The sequence below is a fragment of the Streptosporangium sp. NPDC048047 genome (assembly GCF_040653115.1).
In the GTDB taxonomy this organism is placed as follows: domain Bacteria; phylum Actinomycetota; class Actinomycetes; order Streptosporangiales; family Streptosporangiaceae; genus Streptosporangium.
The window spans coordinates 47,265-65,230 of record NZ_JBEZNH010000017.1 but is presented as its reverse complement, the minus strand read 5'-3'; the positions used below and the strand labels follow the sequence as shown (position 1 = coordinate 65,230).

Genomic DNA, 17,966 nt, shown 5'->3' with positions numbered 1-17,966 from the left:
CCGGTCTGTCCAGGACCCGCCGCCGCTAAGGTCCGGATCATGCAGATCATCAAGAGTGCGGGTGAATGGGCGCGACCGGCCGCCGGGGCCGCCAACGACTGGATCGAGCACCTCAGGGTGCCGGACCTGTCCGTCGGAACGTACTGCATCCCGGCGGGCGGGACCGACACTCAGAGCCCACACACCGAGGACGAGATCTACGTGGTGACGGCGGGGCGGGCCCGGATCGTGACGCCGGACGGTGAGGCGGAGGTCGGCCCCGGCGCCGTGATCTTCGTCCCGGCGGGCGAGGAGCACCGCTTCGCGGACATCGCCGAGGATCTGGCACTGCTGGTCGTGTTCGGTCCGGCCTACGGTTCGCGCGCGGGCTCCCGGATCTGACCCCGGCAGGGGCCGCACCGGTCCCGTTGAGGTGCGCTTGGAAGGCACGATGGTCATCATGCGAACGGAGGATGACGGTATGGGGGGAACCGCCGGCGGTCCGACCGGCCCGGCGCGGCGGATGGCCGTACCGGACGGCCGGTTCACCGTGGCCGGCCCGCCCGGTGGGCCGGCCGTGATCGAAGGGGAGCCGCCGTGCGTGTGATGCTGGCCGAGGACTCGGCGTTGCTGCGTGAGGGCCTGGTGCGGCTGCTGAAGGAGGAGGGCCACGACGTCCTGGCCGCGGTGGGCGACGCCGGCGCGCTTCTGGCGGCGGTGGACGGTGAGCGGCCCGACGCGGTGGTGGCCGACGTGCGGATGCCGCCCACCCACACCGACGAGGGTCTGCGCGCCGCGCTGGAGATCCGGCGGCGATGGCCGCAGGTCAAGGTCCTGGTGCTGTCGCAGTACGTCGAGAAGAGGTACGCCGCCGAGCTGATGAGCGGCAGCATCGACGGCGTCGGCTACCTCCTCAAGGACCGCGTGGCCCAGGTCGGCGACTTCCTGGACGCCCTTGCGCGGGTGGGCGCGGGCGGGACGGCGTTCGACCCGGAGGTGGTGCGCCAGTTGCTCGCCCGCACCACCCACGCCGACCCGCTGGCCACGCTCACCGCCCGCGAGCGCCAGGTGCTGGAGCTCATGGCCCAGGGCATGACCAACGCCTCGATCGCCCAGTCCCTGCACGTGTCGCAGAGCGCGGTGGAGAAGCACGTCAACGCCCTGTTCGACAAGCTGGAACTGTCGCACACCACCGGCTACAGCCGCCGCGTCCTGGCCGTGCTGCGCTACCTGGGCACCTGAGCGGCCGAGGCTCCCCGCCTGGCCGTACCGCGCTTCCGGGTCCCTGAGCGGTTGTGGTTTCCCACAGGTGGAGTGGGCGGCGCACCGCATTCCAGCGTGAAACCGATCTCCGTAGCGTCGGGCACATGATGAAGACGATGACGAACGTGCTGGTGGCGGCGGCCGTCGCGACGGGCGGCCAGGCCGCGGCCGTCGCGGGGGGCGGCCGGTCCGTGGACATACGCTCCGGCCTGGAGAGGATCGTGGCGGGCGGCGGGGCGACGGCCGCCCTGGCGCGGGTCTCCGACGGCCACCGCACCTGGACGGGCGCCGCGGGGGTGCGCGACATCGAGCGTGGAGGGCGGCCGTCACCCGGCGGCCATTTCCGGATCGGCAGCGTCACCAAGACCTTCGTCGCGACGGTGGTGCTCCAGCTCGTGGACGAGGGCAAGGTGCGGCTCGACGACCCCGTCGACGAGTACCTGCCCGGCCTGGTGCCGGACGGCGAGCAGATCACCGTCCGTCAGCTCCTCAACCACACCGGCCACCTGTACGACTACATGAGCGAACCCGGATACTCCACCAACCGCTGGCGCGGAGACGCCCGGTTCCGCTCCTACCGGCCGCGAGAACTGCTCAAGGTCGCCTTCGCGAAGAAGCTCCCCGACGACGGGAAGTGGCACTACTCCAACACCGGCTACGTGGTGCTCGGGCTGCTGGTGGAGAAGGTGACCGGCCGCCCGTACGGCGAGGAGGTCACGCGCCGCGTCCTGCGCCCGCTGGGGCTGCGCCACACGCTGGTGCCGGGTGACCGGGCGGGGCTGCCGTCACCGCACGCCAAGGGGTACGAGCCGCTTCCCGGCCTGGTGGACGCGACGCGGATGAACCCCTCGCTGGACTGGGCCGCCGGAGAGATGATCTCGACCGCCGCGGACCTGGAGCGGTTCATGTCGGCGCTGCTCGGCGGCAGGCTGATCAGCGAGGCGTCCCTGAAGGCGATGCGCACGACCGTCGAGACGGGGGCCGGATTCGGCTACGGGCTCGGGCTGCAGGCCTACCGGCTGCCGTGCGGCACGGTGTGGGGGCACAGCGGCGAGCTGATCGGCTACCTCACGTTCACGTTCCGATCGGACTCCGGCACGTCGCTGACCCTGTCGATCAACCCCTCGACCCGCAACCCGACCACGGAGGAGGTCATGGGGCTCGCCGTCAGGACGTTCTGCGGGCCGTCGGGCCGGGGCGGCGGCGCGCGGCCGACGGCCGGACCGGGCTCGCCGGCCGCCCCCTCCCCGGCGCCGTCACCACGTTCCTGACGCGGCCCGCTCTCTCCTTCGCCGTCACCGCGTCCCTGACGCTCCGGCCCGCTCTCACCCGGTGCCGTCATCGCGTCCCCGGCTCCGGCCCGTCACACCTGCCGAAAACCAGGTGCGGAACACCGGTGCGGTGAGGTGTGATCGGGGTCATGACGATCGTGCCGGGTGAGCCGGGAGTCGACGGGCTGAGCGAGGTCGTGGACGCGCTGCGGGAGTGGCAGCACCACGAGGCACCGCTTCAACTGCATCCGGGGGATCTGGGCTGGTTCTGGCGGTTCGGCGCGGAGACGACGGCCGCGGCGGTCCGGACGTGGAGCCGGGACGGCCGGATCCTCGCCGCCGGGCTGCTGGACGGTCCCGGACTGCTGCGGCTGGCGATCGCGCCGGACGCCCAGCGGGACGAGGAGCTGGCGCGGCGGCTGGCCGAGGACGTGACCGAGCCGGAGCGCGGCGTGCTGCCCGAGGGGAAGGCGAACATCGAAGCGCCCATGCGCGCGCTGGTCCAGGACCTGCTGGCCGAGCGCGGATGGGACCTCGACGAGCCGTGGACGCCGCTGCGCCGCGACCTCACCGATCCGGTGGAGGACCCGGGCGTGCGGATCGAGGTGATCGGGCCGGAGCGGGCGGATGTGCGGGCCACCGTACAGCGGGCGTCGTTCGACGGGTCGACGTTCACGGACGACCACTGGCACGCGATGGCGGCCGGACCGCCGTACGCCGGCGCCCGGTGCCTGGTCGCCCACGACGACCGGGGGAACGCGGTGGCGGCGGTGACCGTGTGGTCGGCCGGTCCGGGTAAGCCCGGTTTGCTGGAGCCGATGGGCGTGCACCGGGAGCACCGCGGTCGCGGCCACGGCACGGCGATCACCCTCGCCGCGGCGGCCGCGCTCCGGGAGATGGGCTCGCCGAGCGCGGTCGTCTGCACCCCGAGCGCCAACGTCGGCGCGGTCGCCACCTACGTGTCGGCCGGCTTCGAGCGCCTCCCCGAGGTCCGGGACAGACATCGGAAAGCCTGACGCCTCCCGTGGCTCCCCCGGCCTGATCGCCTCATGTACCCTCCCCCGGCCTGCTCGCCTCACGTATCGTCGCCACGCCGCGAAACGGTGGCGGGCCGGGGACGGAACGCCGGCCGGGTCCGCGGGGACCGGAGAAGCCCCGGGTGATCATCGGTCGTTATCCTCGTACGGCGCCTCGCGTCGCGAGACCTCATGTCGCGAGACCTCTTCTTGCGAAACCGGGTGCTGTGAGGACTCCTGTCGCGAGGACTCGTGTCGCGAGACCGGTACCGCGACCTGTTCGGTGTCCCTGTCGCGGGTCACCCAGAGGTGGACCAGCGCGCCGGCGAACAGCACGATCGAGGTCCACTGGTTGATCCGCAGTCCCAGGAGCGTCACCGCGTGGTCCACGCCGCCCACCGGGTCGATCCGCAGCCCCTCGATCCAGAACCGCCCGAACGTGTAACCGGCGACGTAGACGGCGAACAGCCGGCCGTGATGCAGCGCGAACCGCCTGCCGGCCAGGATCAGCCCGAAACCGAGCGCCGCGTCCCACAGCGACTCGTACAGGAACGTCGGGTGGTAGAGCACACCCGGTTCGCCGCCGTGCGCCTGGTCGATCTCCAGGCCCCACGGCAACGTGGTCGGACCGCCGTACAGCTCCTGGTTGAACCAGTTGCCCCAGCGGGCGATCGCCTGCCCGAACGCGATGCCGGGCGCGACCGTGTCGGCCACGGCTCCCAGGGACAGCCCCCGGCGACGACAGGCCAGCCACACGCCCACACCTCCCAGGGCGACCGCGCCCCAGATGCTGAGCCCGCCCTCCCAGATGAACAGCGCCCGGTAGGGCTCCTTGATCGCGCGCGGCCCGAAGTAGGTCTGCCAGTCGGTGATGACGTGGTAGACGCGGGCGCCGATCAAACCGAAGATCACCCCGGGGACCGCGATGTCGCCGATCGCGCCCTTCTCACCGCCGCGGGCGCGCCAGCGGCGCTCGCTGAGCCAGATGCCGAAGCCGATCCCGAGGATGAAGCACAACGCGTACGCCCGGATCGGGACGAATCCGAGATGCCAGACCCCCTGAGGAGGGCTGGGAATCGAGGCAAGCATCATGCCGGTGAGGGTAGTCAGCCCGAGGCCGCCTGGCCGCCTTCGTGACCTGATCGCAGCCGTCGGCGATCACTGCGGCGGTGTTCCGGCACACGTTCCGGACCCGCTGTCGTTTCCGTCCAAGACGGCCGCCGCGGCCGAGATCTAGCGTGGACCCGGCAGCTCGCCCGAGCATGAGGAGACAGCACAATGCGTGACCTGGTCTACACCGGTTTCATGTCGCTGGACGGCGTCGTGGACTCGCCCGGCGGCGGGCCGGAAGAAGAGCACCGCAGCGGCGGCTGGGTGGTCAAGGACCTCGAGTTCGTCCCGGAGGCATGGTCGCTGAAGGGCGAGGAACTCGCCGACACGACGGCGCTGATGTTCGGCCGCCGCAGCTACGAGCTGTTCGCGCCGGTCTGGCCCGGCTCGGAGGACCACGCCGACTACAAGGAACTGCCCAAGTACGTGGTGTCGACCACGCTGTCCGACGACGCCCTCGTCGACGGGTGGGGGCCGACGACGATCCTGCGCTCGACCGAGGACGTCGCCGCGCTCAAGGAGGGCGAGGGCGGCGCGATCTTCATCCACGGGAGCGCGGAGCTGGCCCGGCGGCTGGCGGACGCGGACCTGATCGACCGGTACAACCTGCTCGTCTTCCCCGTGCTGCTCGGCGCCGGGAAGAGCCTGTTCGGCCGGGCCGACCGGGACAAGCACATGCTGACGCTGCGGGAGTCGGAGAGCTACTCGAACGGGATCCTGAAGCTGGTCTACGACGTCAGGCGCTGATCCAGGTCGAGGGCGATCGCGCCACCGGCGCCCTCGCGCAACTGCCCGACGGTGCGTCCGACGTAGGAACGCAGAGCCCGGGCCAGGTGCGGCTCGTCGAAGTAGCCGAGCTTGGCGACGACGTCGGCGGCCGGACCACCGGCGGCCAGCAGCTCCGCCGCCGTGCGGGCCCGCTCGATCTGCCGGACCGCGCCCCGCGTCAGTCCGGTCGCGGCGCGGAACCGGCGTTCGACGGTACGCCCCGAGACCGCCGGGCGGTGACCCCGCAGCACGTCGTTGACGAGCGGGTCACGGACCAGGGTCCCGGCCCGGACGAGACCGTCGACCAGGGCCTCGACGTCATCGGGGCCGGGCGTCTCCCAGCGCGCGCCGTCCAGCCGGAACGTCCGGCGCGTGGTGTCGGGGAGCACGACGCCGCCGTCGACCAGCGCCGACGCGGGCATGCCCCGCAACGAGGTGCCCACGGCGAACTCGATGCCGGTGAAGGTCGCGCCCTCCGGCACCGGCGCCGTGCCGGTCCGGGTCTCGGGACCGGTGATGCTCGTGTGCGCCCGGCCGGCCTGCTCCCAGAACACCAGGCCCCAACGCGCCCCCGCGACGGACGTCATCGTGGTGACCTGCTCGCTCGTGCATGTCCACACGCTGTCGATCCACGGCGAGTCGGACCGGCGTATCTCGAACCGCAGCCTCACGGGCGAAGGATACGCAGCTTTGTCCGCTTCCACGACCTCCGGCGCATCTGCGTGAATCTCCCTCTCGACCTCCGCGCGCCTCCCCGCGCCTCCGTGCGCACCCACAGGCGAATCGTGACGACGCGTCGACGACGGGAGATCGACATCAGGGTGACGCCATGGTGATCGAGAGCCCACCCGGGTGGCGCTTCCTCACCGCGGTGGCGATCGCGGCGTTCATCAGTCTGTGGTGGTCCAGCGTGCCCTTCCCGTACGCCGGAGGAGGAGTCTTCGGGGCCTTCGTCTGGGGACCGCTCGTCCTGTACTGGCTCATCCGCCTGTGCGTGGCGATCGTGACCGGATGGCGGACGCTGTCGATGAGGCGGCTACTGCGCTGGCTCCCGGTCCCCCCGACGGTGCCCGGCGTATGGCCACGGTGGTGGACGTCGCCGTCAGGGTCGCGGTCGACGCCTCGGAGTCATCGGGAAGAGGTCACTCTTCCTCATGTAGCACGATGAGACACAAGGAGCTACATTGGATGTATGAAGACGATCACTCAACGTGAGTTTCGCAACAACTCCGCAGCAGTCATGGATGCGGTGGAGACGGGTGAGGTCTACCACATCACGCGCAACGGCATCGAGGTCGCCGAGCTGCGACCTCTGACCCGCCGGCGGCGTTTGACCGCGGAAGAACTGGTCGCTCGCCACCGTCGGCTACCGCGTGTGAACCACGAACTCATGCGCCGAGAAGCCGACGAGTTCTTCGGCACAGAAGATCGTGTCGGCGACGACGACGATCCCTGGGAGCGCATCCATGCCTGACCGTGACAGGTCGGGAGTGCTCGACACCTGCACGTACATCGATCTGGATCTGATCGATCCGGCACGGCTGCCGGCCATCCCCGAGATCACCGCGATCACTCTCGCGGAACTCCACCAGGGCGTCGCCATGGCCAAAGACGCCAGGGTCAGAGCCGCACGCATGGAAAAGCTGGGAGCGGCCGTCGCCGACTTCGAACCGCTGCCCTTCGACGGCGACGCCGCCGCCCGCTACGGAACCCTGGTGGCCCTCACCATCGCCGCCGACCGCGACCCTCGTCCTCGCAGGATGGATCTGATGGTCGCTGCAGTGGCTTCCACCCGAGGGCTGCCGCTCTACACGCGCAACGACGCCGACTTCAAGGGGCTCGAAAGCATCGTGACCGTAGTGCCTGTGTGACGGCCCCGCAGTACACATCGGAAACCTGGAGTCACCCGCCGTCCTAAAGCACAACGAAAGCGCCTCAGTTGTGATCGACGTGGGGCGTTTCGGGCTGTCCGCTCACGCATCGCGGAATGTGAGCTTTCGCGGTCCGGCCTCGATACCGCCGGCGCGGTCTTCGACTCGGCCTGGCCTGGGACGGTCATCTGCCATGCCTGGGCAGGGACGCCGGCTGCTGATCCGTGAGGCCGCCAGCCTCGGGGACATGCACTTTCGCGATCTCCGGCACACCTGCGTGACGCTGCCGTTCAACCTCGGCGTACCGCCCCAGGTCGTCCGCGACACCGTCGGCCACAGCGACATCGAGGTGGCCATGACGATCTACGCTCACGTCTCCTTCGACGACAAGCGCCGCGCCCCTGGCAAGCTCGGTGACGCCATCGGGCAAAAGCGGTTCAGGATGGAGCGCCCGGTATCCGCCGGGCGCTCCATCCGTTCACGCGAGTCTTTGGCGCACCTGCTCAGGCAGAAGGTGCCTGTAGTCGTAACCGATCTCATCCAGCTTGGAACGAACCCACTGCGCGGCCTGATCGTCAGGGTCGAGCTCCCTCAGATGGAACCTAAGACTCTCCACGGCCTGCCTTCGCGTTCGCGCCTACTGCCGGGCCTTAAGTCTGCCGGAAGGTCATGACAGACATTCGCCATCATCCGGATCTGCTGAGCGTGATCGAGCGCCCTCTCATTCTCCCCTGCCGCCATCGCCTGACGAACAAGATGAGCCCTCGCCCGGATCTCAACGAAGCCGAAGGCCATGAGCTGGCGCACGGCGTCTTGGCCCGTTATCCCCCGCTGAGCGTTCGACCGACCAAATGAGAACCACATGTCCGCAGCATGTCAGAGGGCCATCTCGATAGGAGATCAGAATCCGTTGCTGTCATCGAAGATCAAAAAAGCCCCGAACGATGATCGTTCGGGGCTTCTCTGCTGCTCAGGTGTGGTGGTCAGGGGCAGGGTCGAACTGCCGACCTTCCGCTTTTCAGGCGGACGCTCGTACCAACTGAGCTACCTGACCTGGATGGTGGTGCGACACCTACCAGAGCGGTCCTGACGGGACTTGAACCCGCGACCTCCACCTTGACAGGGTGGCGAGCACTCCAAACTGCTCTACAGGACCTTGCTTTGTCGGAAACTTCCGTTTCCGTTTTTCTCGGCCCGCCTAGCTTACCAGTTCTTCGGAGGTCTTCGACCTGCCGTTTTCCCGGTGAGCCTTCGCTCGGCCGTGCCCCCAACGGGATTCGAACCCGTGTCGCCGCCTTGAAAGGGCGGTGTCCTAGGCCACTAGACGATGGGGGCTCGGGACTCTCGTCCCGTTCCGTGCCGTCTTCCGCTGGAGACCTCTGAAGCATAGGGGACTTTTGCCCTCGATGCCAAAGCGGCGTTCCGGCGGCTTACGGAGCCTTACGGAGCCTTGGGGTCGGCGGTCTCCCCCGTCGGAGAGGGGGTGGCCGTCGGCCCGAAAGAAGGCCCGGGAGAAATTGTACGGCCCGGGTCGGTCTCGACGTGACGTTCGATCTGCACCGACTGCTCACCCAGTCCGCCCAGAGTGATGTCGTCCCAGGCCCGGAGCCTGTGGGTCTTGCGGTCGAAGTACAGCACGGAGGCCGCGACCGGCGTGGGCTCGTCGTGTTCCAGGGCACGCAGGCCGGCCCCTCCGGTGGAGCCCTGGACGAGGACGCGGGTGCCGGACGGCAGCAACTCGGTGGACCGCTCGTGGGCGTGCCCGGTGAGGACCATCGGCACGGCGCCGGAGAAGGCCCGGGCGATCGTGGGGTCGTGCACCGCCACCAGGTCGGCCGGCTGCTTGAACGCCTGACCCAGCCGGCTGGCGTAGGCGTGCCCGAGGGCGGTCAGGGTCTCCGGGGCGGAGTCGATCTCCACCGACTTGTCGGGGGTGAACCGGGGGTCGCCGACGCCGTAGATGCGCAGCCCCGCCACCTTCTCGACCTCGTCGTCGAGGACGACGGCGTTCTTCTGCTTCGCCACGGCCCGCTGGGTGGCCTTGGAGTCGTGGTTGCCGCGGACGAAGACGTACGGCACGCCGAAGGTGGGGATCTCCTCGACGAACTTGTCCTCGGGGCCGGTGCCGTGGTCGGTCAGGTCCCCGGTGTCCACGATCGCGTCGATCTTGAACTGGCCGATGACCGAGCGGATGAGGTTCCACGCGACCGGGTTGAGGTGGATGTCGGAGACGTGCAGGATCCGGATCGAGGTGGGGTCGGAGTCGTATATCGGCAGGGACGAGACCGTGTCGTAGAGCTGGGAGACGTTGTTGACCAGCTTGGCGAGCTGGGAGCGGTAGGACTCGAACTTCGTCACGATCGACTCGGCGCTGCCGACCAGGGACGGCGCGCCGGCGATCAGGCCGGTGTACTTGGGCTCCACCACCGAGTTCGGCCGGAAGGTCAGGGCGGCGCCGGCGCCGGTGGCGGCCATCGCGACGACGACGCTCAGCAGGCCGGCCAGGGCCGCCCCAGGGCGGCGGAAGACGATCAGGGAGACGACCAGCCCGCCGAGGAGGCCGCAGAGCAGAGCGCGCAGCACGAGCGTCTTCACCCCCTCGCGCAGCTCCTTCTCCAGGAGGGTGGGGAGCTGGCTGGACAGCCGCGGGTCCTCCAGCAGCGCTCCGGCGCGGGCGGGGTTGATGTTGTCCAGGGTGACGCGCAGGCCGATCGGGGCGTCGTGCGTGTCGAACTCCAGGGTGCCCAGCGGGTGGACGTCCACCACGGTCTCCCCCGACCACGACGGCGCCGCCGACATGCCGATGTCGACCGGGCCGACGCTGGTCCGCACCGGGCCGCCGAGCGAGATGCCCAGCCACGCGCCGGCGATCGCGATCACGACGACCGCCGCTCCGCGCGCGAACGGCCCCCTGACGAAGGAGGCGAGACTTCTTGTCCGGCTCATGAAACCCATGCGGCTCCCTAACACCCGGAAACGCGGGCACAATGGCTGTTGTGATCGAGGTCTCGAGAGAGAAGTTCGAAGAGCTCGTGGCCGAGGCACTGGACACGATCCCTCCCGAGCTGACCAGGGTCATGGACAACGTGGTCGTGGTGGTCGTGGACGACCCTCCCGAGCCCGGTCTGCTTGGCCTCTACACGGGCATCCCCCTTACCGAACGCGGCGACTGGTACGCCGGGGTGTTACCCGACCGGATAGAGATCTACCGTCACCCCATCTGCACAATGTGCTCATCGGAAGACGAGGTCGTGCGAGAGGTGCGGATCACCGTGGTTCACGAGATCGCCCACCATTTCGGCATCGACGATGACCGGCTCCACGAACTCGGCTGGTGACCGTCCGCGGCCGCGGGTGACCACGGCCATCATCCCCGAACCTCACCGGCGACGGTGACTTTTCCCGGTTTCTGATTACGGCTTGCACGCGGTTGGACGCTTTCAGTTGCGCCGCGGCGCTTCAGCAGGCACCGTAGGTTACACACTGAACACCCACAGTCAATACGCCTGCGAGCCCACCGGAGTCCTATGGCGGCCACCACGCCCGGCCGGCTGCCCGGGCGGCACCGCCGTCCGGCCGAACGCCGGGCAACGTACGGCGAGGTCATCGCCATCGGCGAGTTCCGCGCCCTCTGGCTCGGCCAGGGTCTTTCGCTCCTGGGCGACCAGCTCTCCCGGGTGGCGCTGTCCGTGCTGGTCTTCCAGGGTACGGACTCGGCGCTGGCCACCGCGTCGGTCTACGCGCTGACCTACCTCCCGCCGATCATCGGCGGCCCCCTCCTCGCGGGGCTGGCCGACCGCTACGCCCGGCGGCGGGTGATGATCATCTGTGATCTGCTCCGGGCCGTCATGGTGGCGCTCATGGCCGTCCCCGGCACGCCGTTCCCGGTGCTGTGCGCGCTGGTCTTCTGCGTGGTGCTGCTCAGCGCCCCGTTCTCCGCCGCCCGCGCCGCGCTGCTGCCCGAGCTTCTCACCGGCGACCGCTACGTCATGGGATCCGCTCTGCAGAACATGACCAACCAGGGCGCCCAGATGCTGGGGTTCGCCCTCGGTGGCGCGCTGATCATGGGGATGGGCCCGTACCGCGCGCTGGCCCTGGACGCCGCGACCTACCTCGCCTCGGCGCTCATCCTCGCCTCCGGGGTGCGGCGGCGCCCCCTCCCGGAGAACGGCGAGACCGGCCGTCCCTCCATGTGGACGACGACCCGCGCCGGAGCGCGACTGGTCTTCGGCGACCCCCGGCTGCGGACGCTGGTCCTCTTCGCTTGGCTGTGCGGCTTCTACGTGCTGCCCGAGGGGATCGCGACGCCGTACGCCGCCACGCTGACCGCCGATCCGGAGCGGATCTCCTTCGTCGCGGGCCTGCTCATGGGGTCGATGCCGACCGGTACGGTCGTCGGCGCGTTCTTCTTCAGCCGGTACGTCACCCCGTCCCGGCGTCTGCGGTCGATGGGGTGGATGGCGATGCTGACCTGCGCGCCGCTGATCCTGTGCGCGGCGCGGCCCCCGCTCGCCGCGGTGCTGGTCCTGTGGTTCGTCTCCGGCATCGGCGGCGCCTACCAGCTCGCGGCGAACGCCGCGTTCGTGCAGTGCGTGCCCGCCGAGCGCCGGGCGATGGCCTTCGGGCTCGTGCAGTCGGGCCTGCTCGCCGTCCAGGGGATCGGCATCCTCATCGGCGGCGCCGCCACCGCCGAGCTGGGCCCGGAGGCCGTGGTGGGGCTGGCCGGCGCGGCGGGTCTCGTCGTCGCCGCCGCGCTGGCCGTACTGTGGTCGGGATCCCGCAAGGAGATCATCGAGAGGGTCCGCGCCGAGGCGGCCGCCTGAGTCACACCCGCGGCTCGTCGTCCCGCCGCGGGTCGGTGTCCCGCGGAGTCGTCGGCGTGGCGTAGGCGTCCTGCGGGGCGGCCGGGCCGGAGTAGTAGGGGGCGGGGTCGGCGTAGCCGGGGTGGCCCCGGTCCGGGTGGCCCTGGGAGCGGTTCTGGCCGGCGTTCCTGGCCCAGTGCTCGGCCTTGGCCCAGTTCTCCCTGGCCTTGACCTTGGCGTCCTGCCAGGCCGGGTCGTCCTTGTGCTTGTCGATCAGGCGCTCCAGGACCGACGTCCCGGTGGTCTCCGAGGGCATGAGCAGCCACCCGACGAGGTAGATGCCGGCCCCGAGGCCGCCGAAGAACGTGGTGACCGCGATGACCACGCGGACGACGTTCGCGTCGATCCCGACGTACCGTCCGATGCCGGAGGCGACGCCCGCGACGACGCGGCCGTCCCTGGTCCTGTAGAGCCGCTTGACACCCGAGAAGTCGTTTTCTTCCATGTCCTCAGACTGCCCCGCGAGGGGTCCCGATCCCATCGGGATTCGCCCTGGTGCGACCCTGACCTTCCATCCGGCGGCATCCGGAATACCCTGACACCGGGCCCAGGGAGCCCCCGGGAGAAGGGAACAGTCCATGGACGACCTGCTGCGCATCGACGACACGCTCTCCGAGGAACAGCGCCTGATCCGCGACACGGTGCGGCGGTTCGTGACCGAACGGGTGCTGCCCCACGTCGGCGACTGGTTCGAGGAGGGCGTCTTCCCGGCGCGCGAGCTCGGCCCGGCGCTCGGCTCCCTCGGTCTCCTGGGGATGCACCTGGACGGCTACGGCTGCGCCGGCATGGACGCCGTCTCCTACGGCATCGCCTGCCGCGAACTGGAGGCCGGCGACTCCGGCCTGCGGTCGTTCGTCTCCGTGCAGGGCTCGCTCGCCATGTTCCCCATCTGGAGGTACGGCTCGGCGGAGCAGAAGGAGGAGTGGCTGCCCCGGATGGCGGCCGGCGAGGCGATCGGCTGCTTCGGCCTGACCGAGCCGGACCACGGCTCCGACCCGGGCGGCATGCGCACCCACGCCAAGCAGGACCCCTCGGGCGACTGGATCCTCAACGGCTCCAAGATGTGGATCACCAACGGTTCCATCGCGGACGTCGCGGTGGTCTGGGCGCAGACCGAGGACGGCATCCGCGGCTTCGTGGTCCCCACCGACACGCCCGGCTTCTCCGCCCCGGAGATCCACCGGAAGATGTCCCTGCGCGCCTCGGTGACCTCGTCGCTGTACCTCGACGACGTCCGGCTGCCCGCCTCCGCCGTACTGCCGGAGGTGCGGGGGCTGAAGGGCCCGCTGTCGTGCCTGTCGGAGGCTCGGTACGGCATCCTGTGGGGCGTGGTGGGCGCCGCCCGGGCCTGCCTGGAGACGGCCCTGGACTACGCCACCAGCCGGGTGCAGTTCGACCGCCCCATCGGGGCCTTCCAGCTCACCCAGCGCAAGCTCGGCTGGATGTACGTCGGCCTGGGGCAGGCCCAGCTCACCGCCCTGCACCTGGGGCGGCTGAAGGACGCGGGCGCCATCACCCCGCAGCAGGTCAGCTTCGGCAAGCTCGCCAACGTCCGCGCCGCCCTCGACATCGCCCGCGAGGCCCGCTCGATCCTCGGCGGCAACGGCATCACGCTGGAGTATCCGGTGATCCGGCACATGAACAACCTGGAGACCGTGCTGACCTACGAGGGCACCGAGGAGGTGCACCTGCTCACCCTGGGGCGGGCGCTCACCGGCCTGGACGCCTTCCACTGAACCGGCCGCTCACCGGCCTGGACGCCTTCCGCAGGGCCGGCCGTACGCGCCGGCGGCGGTCGGGTCCGTACCGGGGTGGGCGCCGGACGGCCGCCGGACGGCCGCCTCCACCGGCCGTGGGGGCGGCCCCGCCGAACCGCTTCATGGTGTCGGCCGCCTCGCCGCCTTCACGGCCGTGGGGGCGGCTCTCCGGGGGACCGCGCCGTCCGGTGCGCTACCGCTGGAGCGCCCGGCGCTGCGGCAGGCCCAGGGGGTGCCACTCGGGCGCCCGGGTCGCCGCCCACTCCAGCTTCTCCGCCCAGGAGACCCCGCGGCGCAGGTAGAACCGGAGCAGCTCGGCGGCGGCGCGGGCGTCGACCAGCGCGTGGTGGGCGTCGGAGAGCGGGATGCCCGCCCGCTCGCAGCAGGCCGACAGCGTCCACTTGCCGTGCGGGATGAACTCGGGGGCGAGCTTCTGGGTGCACAGGGTCTCGGTCAGCCACTGGCTCCCGGGCAGGTCCCGCAGGAAACGCAGGTCGAACGAGGCGTTGTGGGCCACCAGGACGCGCCCGGCGATCCGCGACCACACCTCGTCCAGCACCTCCTCGATCGCCGGAGCGCCGGCGACCATCGCCCTGGTGATGCCGTGGACGTGCGCGGGCCCGGTGTCCCGCAGGGGGTTGATCAGCGAGTGCCACTCGTCGACGGTCTCGCCGCCGGTGTCCAGGGAGACGAGCGCGATCTCGCAGATGCGGTCGCCCCTCGCGGGAGAGAACCCGGTGGTCTCCACGTCGACCACGACATATCCCTGCCGCGCGGACACCCGGTGCCCCGGAAGCGACTCCAACCCCCAGCTTGTCATGAACGCCAGCCTATGGGGCGGGAGTTCATGGTCACGCGGTGTTCGGCGAACCGGGAGACCCGGCGGGCCTGGCGACGGACGATAGTGGACACTATCCTCGGTACGCTGTCTTCAGCGGGGCGTTAGCTCAATGGTTAGAGCTGCGGACTTTTAATCCGTAGGTTCTGGGTTCGAGTCCCAGGCGCCCTACTCCTCAACCCCCTGTTGACCAGGGGGTTTCTTCTTGCCCGGAAATCCGTAGGTCCCTGAACACCCCCGGGGGAGACCGAAGGGAGACCGGCGGTTTCGGACGCCTCCCCCACCACGGCCCGCCGCGGCACCAGCGCGGCGATCGCTTCGGCCGCCTCCCGGGCCACCTCCGGCATGATCGAGGTGTAGGTGTCCGACGTGATCGTGATCGACGAGTGACGCAGCATTGCCTGAACGGTCGCCATGTCCACCCCAGCCGACAGACCCATGGTCGCCGCACCGTGCCGAAGGTCGTGCATCCGGATCGGCGGCAGGCCGGCCTCGAAGGCCAGGCGCTCGAACTGTTCGCTCACCCACGCCGGGTGAAGCTCGGAGCCGTCCTCCCGGGTGAACACCCGGCCCGTCTCCTGCCACGCCTCACCCCAGGCGAGCCGCTCGGCGTTCTGCCGGCCGCGGTGTGCGCGCAGGACCTTCACCGTGGCCTGGTCGAGGGCGATCGGCGCTTCGCTGGAATCGGTCTTCGGGTCGCCCTCCTCAACGTCCCACCCGACCTGAACGAGCTGCGTCCGCACGATCACCTGTCCGGCGTCGAGGTCGGTGTCCTCCCACCGTAGCCCGCACGCCTCACCGCGCCGCAGGCCCCGGAAGCCGACCAGGTGGAACAGGCCGTACAGCCGGTGCCGCGCCGCGTGGTCGAGGAAGACGCCGAGCTGGGCGGGCGTCCACACCATGACCTTGCTCGGCCGGGGCATCGCCGCCCAGACCTTCAGCGCGTTGACGGTCTTCCCGCCGGCCTCTTCCCGGGCCTGCTCCAAGGCGCGTTCGTACTCAGCCGTCCAGGCGGTCACGCGCTCCATCGTCCAGACCAGGCCCTTGGGCCGCTTGGCCGCCTCGAGCTTGACCAGCTTGGCCACGTTCTCCGACACCAGGCCCTCGCGCTGGGCGTCGCTCAACGCCGAACGCAGGGTCGCCCGGATGCGCTGCTTGGTCGCCGGACCGGTGACGCGCTGACCGCGCACCGCGGCGCGGACCGCGGGATCCTCCGACGCCTTGGCCGCCAGCAGTTCGGCGTTCTTGTCGTCGATGCCGGCGAACAGCGCGTCGAGGTGGGTGACCCTCAGCCGGTCCATCCGGACGTCGTCGAGGACGTGCAGGTGGATCCGGTGGTGTGACTCGTAGGCCAGGAGCGTTGACTTGCGGATGTCCCCGGTGCGCCGGCGGCGCGCGATCCACCGCGTCCAGAACTCGCCGAACGTCTCGGGGCGGAACGCCTGCCCGGCCTGGTACTTGCGTCGGATCTCGTCGAACAGCGGCATCGGGCCGCGGTTCCGGCGGGCGTCGAGGATCAGCTGCCGGATCTCCATGCGCGCGGTGTGCCCGTCCGGGCCGCTGTCGGGGATGGAGATCAGCCTCAGCGCGTCCTCGAAGAAGTTCGCCAGCTCGGCCTCTGTCCGGAAGCCGCCCACTCGGAGGTCGACGCGCTTGCCGTCCGGCGCGGCCGGCAGCTCGGCTTTGCCGTACCAGCTGCCGTGCGAAGGGTTCCACGACCCGTTCGCCCGGCGGAGCTTGGGGCACTGGGCGCCGAGCTCGCGGCCATCTTCGCCGCGGCACTTGCACCGTTTGAACGTCGAGACCTTCATTTGGACCGCCTGTTCGTGGGGAGCACCAGCAGGCCGCGGGCCCTCGCCTCCCCAAGCCATCGGTGGACCGTTGAGGGCTTGACCTCGTTCGCCTCTGCCAGCTCTTGCGCTGGCCTTGAGCTGATCGCGGCCAACCACAGGAACAGGTCGGCGACCCGCTCATAGAACGCGTCCGGCTTGCGGTACCCCTGAGGGACTTCCAGGCGAAGATCCGGCTGTCTCACCTGCATGGGGTCGGGCCGGAAGGCAAACGAGAGACTCTCCCCCGGCATGGAGTCCGCGACGGCGAAGGCCGGCTTAACCCACTCGGCGAGAACACTGCGGTGGGCGCGCTGGTTGATTGCTGCCTCGATACGGTCCCAAGGAATCGTCCGCAGGACGGTACTGCTCGCATCCGCACCACTTTGGGCAATCACCCGGAGCTCGCGAATCTCCAAAGGAGTCGTCGGTGTGACCTCGGGTGGCACCATCCGCACCCCCGGTTTCCCGTCGACGAACACCACCTCCGCTTTCTGAGTCCCTTCATCGCGGGGGCCGATACGGATGAACACCTGGACGCCGCCCTGCTCCAACTCGTCAGAGTGATAGCCGGCCCACCCTGATTGGGGCTGCGGCTCAAAGGTCAGCGCCTCCCGCCCGTCAAGGCTCAGCGGGATGACGTATGGCGGCGGCTCTATGTCCCTGATGTTCGTCACCCTGGCGACGCTAACGCCGGCGTCACCTTTCGTCAACGACAGCCACGACTCGCGGTAGTCGCTGCCCGAACTTACGTTAGTCGTTGCCATAACACACGATCTTGGTTACGGTGTTGGCCATGACTTCGAAAGTCGTTGCTGAAAATCCGGGAGCTTCTGCACCCGAACAGGGAAATGCTCTGGTTGTACGGGTCCGGGCCGCTCAGCTCCCCCCTCCGCGAGTGCGCCGCCGAATCCGTCGCGCCTCGAAGGCGTCCCTACGAGACTTCGCCGATCACCTCGGGGTCAGCGCCATGACGGTCCTGCGATGGGAGCAGGGGAAAGCCGAGCCGCGGCTGAGCCACGCCATCGCTTACCGGCGCCTCCTGGACGAGATCAGAGAGGCCACATCGTGATGACCGCCTCGCGGAGCCGAGAGACGAGAAAAACCTCAAGCAGCGACAACACCTCGCCGAAACACATGTCCCTCGAAGAGCTGCGCGCCCTGCCTGTCGCCGTCGACCTGGTGACCGCTGGCCGCGCCTGGGGATTTGGCCGCACCAAGTCACACGAACTCGCACGCCGCGGCGAGTTCCCCTGCCCCGTCCTGCGTATCGGCAACCAGTACCGAGTCACCCGCGCAGACCTGCTACGAAGCCTCAGCATTGATGTGGAGAACGTTCGCGATGAAGAGCAGATCAGCGGCCCCCATGTCGCCGCCTGATAGCGAAAACGGGCCCCGGAGC

Annotated in this window: 22 protein-coding genes, 4 tRNA genes and 1 pseudogene; 16 read left to right on the top strand and 11 right to left on the bottom strand. The window is 69.8% G+C overall.

The features are described from left to right. Positions 1-39: 39 nt before the first annotated feature. The 4 genes from AB0D67_RS17380 to AB0D67_RS17365 all read left to right on the top strand — a co-directional run bounded on the left by AB0D67_RS17380 (position 40) and on the right by AB0D67_RS17365 (position 3,529). Positions 40-381 (top strand): cupin domain-containing protein, encoded by a 342-nt coding sequence (locus AB0D67_RS17380; RefSeq protein WP_362935836.1) that lies wholly within the window; start codon positions 40-42, stop codon positions 379-381. A gap of 195 nt (positions 382-576) precedes the next feature. Next, a complete protein-coding gene (locus tag AB0D67_RS17375; RefSeq protein ID WP_362935833.1) occupies positions 577-1,221 on the top strand; it encodes a response regulator transcription factor in 645 nt (214 codons plus the stop codon). Between the two features lie 125 nt (positions 1,222-1,346). Next, a complete protein-coding gene (locus AB0D67_RS17370; RefSeq protein WP_362935830.1) occupies positions 1,347-2,513 on the top strand; it encodes a serine hydrolase domain-containing protein in 1,167 nt (388 codons plus the stop codon). 149 nt (positions 2,514-2,662) lie between these two features. Further along, positions 2,663-3,529: a GNAT family N-acetyltransferase gene (locus AB0D67_RS17365; protein WP_362935827.1), complete on the top strand. Its 867-nt coding sequence runs from the start codon at positions 2,663-2,665 to the stop codon at positions 3,527-3,529. A 147-nt stretch (positions 3,530-3,676) separates the two neighbouring features. Here AB0D67_RS17365 and lgt read toward each other — a convergent pair whose 3' ends face one another. Then, entirely contained in the window at positions 3,677-4,621 is a 945-nt protein-coding gene (lgt, locus tag AB0D67_RS17360) for a prolipoprotein diacylglyceryl transferase (protein ID WP_362935824.1), read from the bottom strand. Between the two features lie 186 nt (positions 4,622-4,807). Between lgt and AB0D67_RS17355 the strand changes: the two genes are divergently transcribed. Then, positions 4,808-5,386 carry a dihydrofolate reductase family protein gene (locus AB0D67_RS17355; protein ID WP_362935821.1) on the top strand — a complete coding sequence of 193 codons (579 nt, stop codon included), beginning with the start codon at positions 4,808-4,810 and terminating at the stop codon, positions 5,384-5,386. On the opposite strand, the gene AB0D67_RS17350 is transcribed toward AB0D67_RS17355, so the two are convergent. Both AB0D67_RS17350 and AB0D67_RS17345 read right to left on the bottom strand, forming a co-directional pair. After that, positions 5,368-6,078 carry a helix-turn-helix domain-containing protein gene (locus tag AB0D67_RS17350; RefSeq protein WP_362935818.1) on the bottom strand — a complete coding sequence of 237 codons (711 nt, stop codon included), beginning with the start codon at positions 6,076-6,078 and terminating at the stop codon, positions 5,368-5,370. The two genes, AB0D67_RS17355 and AB0D67_RS17350, sit on opposite strands and share 19 nt — an antisense overlap. 145 nt (positions 6,079-6,223) lie before the next feature. Continuing rightward, complete coding sequence (locus AB0D67_RS17345; protein ID WP_362935815.1) at positions 6,224-6,391, bottom strand: hypothetical protein; 168 nt, start codon at positions 6,389-6,391, stop codon at positions 6,224-6,226. 208 nt (positions 6,392-6,599) lie between these two features. On the opposite strand from AB0D67_RS17345, the gene AB0D67_RS17340 reads away from it, so the two are divergent. From AB0D67_RS17340 to AB0D67_RS17325, 4 genes are all read left to right on the top strand, one after another. Next, positions 6,600-6,881 carry a type II toxin-antitoxin system prevent-host-death family antitoxin gene (locus AB0D67_RS17340; RefSeq protein ID WP_362935812.1) on the top strand — a complete coding sequence of 94 codons (282 nt, stop codon included), beginning with the start codon at positions 6,600-6,602 and terminating at the stop codon, positions 6,879-6,881. Next, entirely contained in the window at positions 6,874-7,278 is a 405-nt protein-coding gene (locus AB0D67_RS17335; RefSeq protein WP_362935809.1) for a type II toxin-antitoxin system VapC family toxin, read from the top strand. Before AB0D67_RS17340 ends, AB0D67_RS17335 begins: the two co-directional genes overlap by 8 nt. A gap of 193 nt (positions 7,279-7,471) precedes the next feature. Then, a complete protein-coding gene (locus tag AB0D67_RS17330) occupies positions 7,472-7,951 on the top strand; it encodes a tyrosine-type recombinase/integrase (RefSeq protein WP_362935806.1) in 480 nt (159 codons plus the stop codon). Then, positions 7,948-8,133 (top strand): hypothetical protein, encoded by a 186-nt coding sequence (locus tag AB0D67_RS17325; protein WP_362935803.1) that lies wholly within the window; start codon positions 7,948-7,950, stop codon positions 8,131-8,133. The genes AB0D67_RS17330 and AB0D67_RS17325 overlap by 4 nt, the downstream gene beginning before the upstream one ends. A 122-nt stretch (positions 8,134-8,255) precedes the next feature. On the opposite strand, the gene AB0D67_RS17320 is transcribed toward AB0D67_RS17325, so the two are convergent. From AB0D67_RS17320 to AB0D67_RS17305, 4 genes are all read right to left on the bottom strand, one after another. Next, positions 8,256-8,332, bottom strand: a tRNA-Phe gene (locus AB0D67_RS17320). A gap of 27 nt (positions 8,333-8,359) precedes the next feature. Then, a tRNA-Asp gene (locus tag AB0D67_RS17315) sits at positions 8,360-8,434 on the bottom strand. A gap of 106 nt (positions 8,435-8,540) precedes the next feature. After that, positions 8,541-8,613: transfer RNA gene (locus AB0D67_RS17310), tRNA-Glu, on the bottom strand. A 105-nt stretch (positions 8,614-8,718) separates the two neighbouring features. After that, positions 8,719-10,224, bottom strand: a complete 1,506-nt coding sequence (locus AB0D67_RS17305) for a metallophosphoesterase (RefSeq protein WP_362935800.1) — start codon at positions 10,222-10,224, stop codon at positions 8,719-8,721. Positions 10,225-10,274: 50 nt separating this feature from the next. Between AB0D67_RS17305 and AB0D67_RS17300 the strand changes: the two genes are divergently transcribed. Together AB0D67_RS17300 and AB0D67_RS17295 are read left to right on the top strand one after the other, a co-directional pair. Next, positions 10,275-10,616, top strand: a complete 342-nt coding sequence (locus AB0D67_RS17300) for a metallopeptidase family protein (RefSeq protein ID WP_362935797.1) — start codon at positions 10,275-10,277, stop codon at positions 10,614-10,616. A gap of 189 nt (positions 10,617-10,805) precedes the next feature. After that, positions 10,806-12,101 carry an MFS transporter gene (locus tag AB0D67_RS17295; RefSeq protein WP_362935794.1) on the top strand — a complete coding sequence of 432 codons (1,296 nt, stop codon included), beginning with the start codon at positions 10,806-10,808 and terminating at the stop codon, positions 12,099-12,101. Position 12,102: 1 nt separating this feature from the next. Here the strand turns inward: AB0D67_RS17295 and AB0D67_RS17290 are convergent, their stop codons facing one another. Then, positions 12,103-12,585, bottom strand: a complete 483-nt coding sequence (locus AB0D67_RS17290; RefSeq protein WP_362935791.1) for a PspC domain-containing protein — start codon at positions 12,583-12,585, stop codon at positions 12,103-12,105. A 133-nt stretch (positions 12,586-12,718) separates the two neighbouring features. On the opposite strand from AB0D67_RS17290, the gene AB0D67_RS17285 reads away from it, so the two are divergent. Beyond that, a complete protein-coding gene (locus tag AB0D67_RS17285; RefSeq protein WP_362935788.1) occupies positions 12,719-13,876 on the top strand; it encodes an acyl-CoA dehydrogenase family protein in 1,158 nt (385 codons plus the stop codon). Positions 13,877-14,090: 214 nt separating this feature from the next. On the opposite strand, the gene AB0D67_RS17280 is transcribed toward AB0D67_RS17285, so the two are convergent. Next, the gene (locus tag AB0D67_RS17280) at positions 14,091-14,717 is read right to left on the bottom strand and encodes a 3'-5' exonuclease (protein ID WP_362935785.1); all 627 of its coding nucleotides are present in this window, start codon (positions 14,715-14,717) and stop codon (positions 14,091-14,093) included. A 116-nt stretch (positions 14,718-14,833) separates the two neighbouring features. Here AB0D67_RS17280 and AB0D67_RS17275 point away from each other — a divergent pair. Then, positions 14,834-14,906 (top strand) — tRNA-Lys (locus tag AB0D67_RS17275). A 239-nt stretch (positions 14,907-15,145) separates the two neighbouring features. Here AB0D67_RS17275 and AB0D67_RS17270 read toward each other — a convergent pair. After that, positions 15,146-15,637 (bottom strand): annotated as a pseudogene (locus AB0D67_RS17270) (site-specific integrase); the annotation flags it as partial. On the opposite strand from AB0D67_RS17270, the gene AB0D67_RS17265 reads away from it, so the two are divergent. Further along, a complete protein-coding gene (locus AB0D67_RS17265) occupies positions 15,563-16,078 on the top strand; it encodes a hypothetical protein (RefSeq protein ID WP_362935782.1) in 516 nt (171 codons plus the stop codon). The pseudogene AB0D67_RS17270 and the gene AB0D67_RS17265 overlap by 75 nt on opposite strands. A 464-nt stretch (positions 16,079-16,542) precedes the next feature. Here the strand turns inward: AB0D67_RS17265 and AB0D67_RS17260 are convergent, their stop codons facing one another. Further along, the gene (locus AB0D67_RS17260) at positions 16,543-17,331 is read right to left on the bottom strand and encodes a hypothetical protein (protein WP_362935779.1); all 789 of its coding nucleotides are present in this window, start codon (positions 17,329-17,331) and stop codon (positions 16,543-16,545) included. A 29-nt stretch (positions 17,332-17,360) separates the two neighbouring features. On the opposite strand from AB0D67_RS17260, the gene AB0D67_RS17255 reads away from it, so the two are divergent. Beyond that, positions 17,361-17,636: a helix-turn-helix transcriptional regulator gene (locus AB0D67_RS17255; protein ID WP_362935776.1), complete on the top strand. Its 276-nt coding sequence runs from the start codon at positions 17,361-17,363 to the stop codon at positions 17,634-17,636. Then, the gene (locus tag AB0D67_RS17250; RefSeq protein WP_362936011.1) at positions 17,636-17,944 is read left to right on the top strand and encodes a hypothetical protein; all 309 of its coding nucleotides are present in this window, start codon (positions 17,636-17,638) and stop codon (positions 17,942-17,944) included. Before AB0D67_RS17255 ends, AB0D67_RS17250 begins: the two co-directional genes overlap by 1 nt. The last annotated feature ends 22 nt before the right edge of the window (positions 17,945-17,966 follow it).

Coding starts and splice junctions, on each gene's coding strand:
- AB0D67_RS17380 (WP_362935836.1), top strand. CDS start 40: ATGCAGATCATCAAGAGTGCGGGTGAATGGGCGCGACCGGCCGCCGGG.
- AB0D67_RS17370 (WP_362935830.1), top strand. CDS start 1,347: ATGATGAAGACGATGACGAACGTGCTGGTGGCGGCGGCCGTCGCGACG.
- AB0D67_RS17365 (WP_362935827.1), top strand. CDS start 2,663: ATGACGATCGTGCCGGGTGAGCCGGGAGTCGACGGGCTGAGCGAGGTC.
- lgt (WP_362935824.1), bottom strand. CDS start 4,621: ATGATGCTTGCCTCGATTCCCAGCCCTCCTCAGGGGGTCTGGCATCTC.
- AB0D67_RS17355 (WP_362935821.1), top strand. CDS start 4,808: ATGCGTGACCTGGTCTACACCGGTTTCATGTCGCTGGACGGCGTCGTG.
- AB0D67_RS17345 (WP_362935815.1), bottom strand. CDS start 6,391: ATGAGCCAGTACAGGACGAGCGGTCCCCAGACGAAGGCCCCGAAGACT.
- AB0D67_RS17340 (WP_362935812.1), top strand. CDS start 6,600: ATGAAGACGATCACTCAACGTGAGTTTCGCAACAACTCCGCAGCAGTC.
- AB0D67_RS17335 (WP_362935809.1), top strand. CDS start 6,874: ATGCCTGACCGTGACAGGTCGGGAGTGCTCGACACCTGCACGTACATC.
- AB0D67_RS17330 (WP_362935806.1), top strand. CDS start 7,472: ATGCCTGGGCAGGGACGCCGGCTGCTGATCCGTGAGGCCGCCAGCCTC.
- AB0D67_RS17325 (WP_362935803.1), top strand. CDS start 7,948: ATGACAGACATTCGCCATCATCCGGATCTGCTGAGCGTGATCGAGCGC.
- AB0D67_RS17305 (WP_362935800.1), bottom strand. CDS start 10,224: ATGAGCCGGACAAGAAGTCTCGCCTCCTTCGTCAGGGGGCCGTTCGCG.
- AB0D67_RS17295 (WP_362935794.1), top strand. CDS start 10,806: ATGGCGGCCACCACGCCCGGCCGGCTGCCCGGGCGGCACCGCCGTCCG.
- AB0D67_RS17290 (WP_362935791.1), bottom strand. CDS start 12,585: ATGGAAGAAAACGACTTCTCGGGTGTCAAGCGGCTCTACAGGACCAGG.
- AB0D67_RS17285 (WP_362935788.1), top strand. CDS start 12,719: ATGGACGACCTGCTGCGCATCGACGACACGCTCTCCGAGGAACAGCGC.
- AB0D67_RS17280 (WP_362935785.1), bottom strand. CDS start 14,717: ATGACAAGCTGGGGGTTGGAGTCGCTTCCGGGGCACCGGGTGTCCGCG.
- AB0D67_RS17260 (WP_362935779.1), bottom strand. CDS start 17,331: ATGGCAACGACTAACGTAAGTTCGGGCAGCGACTACCGCGAGTCGTGG.
- AB0D67_RS17255 (WP_362935776.1), top strand. CDS start 17,361: ATGACTTCGAAAGTCGTTGCTGAAAATCCGGGAGCTTCTGCACCCGAA.
- AB0D67_RS17250 (WP_362936011.1), top strand. CDS start 17,636: ATGACCGCCTCGCGGAGCCGAGAGACGAGAAAAACCTCAAGCAGCGAC.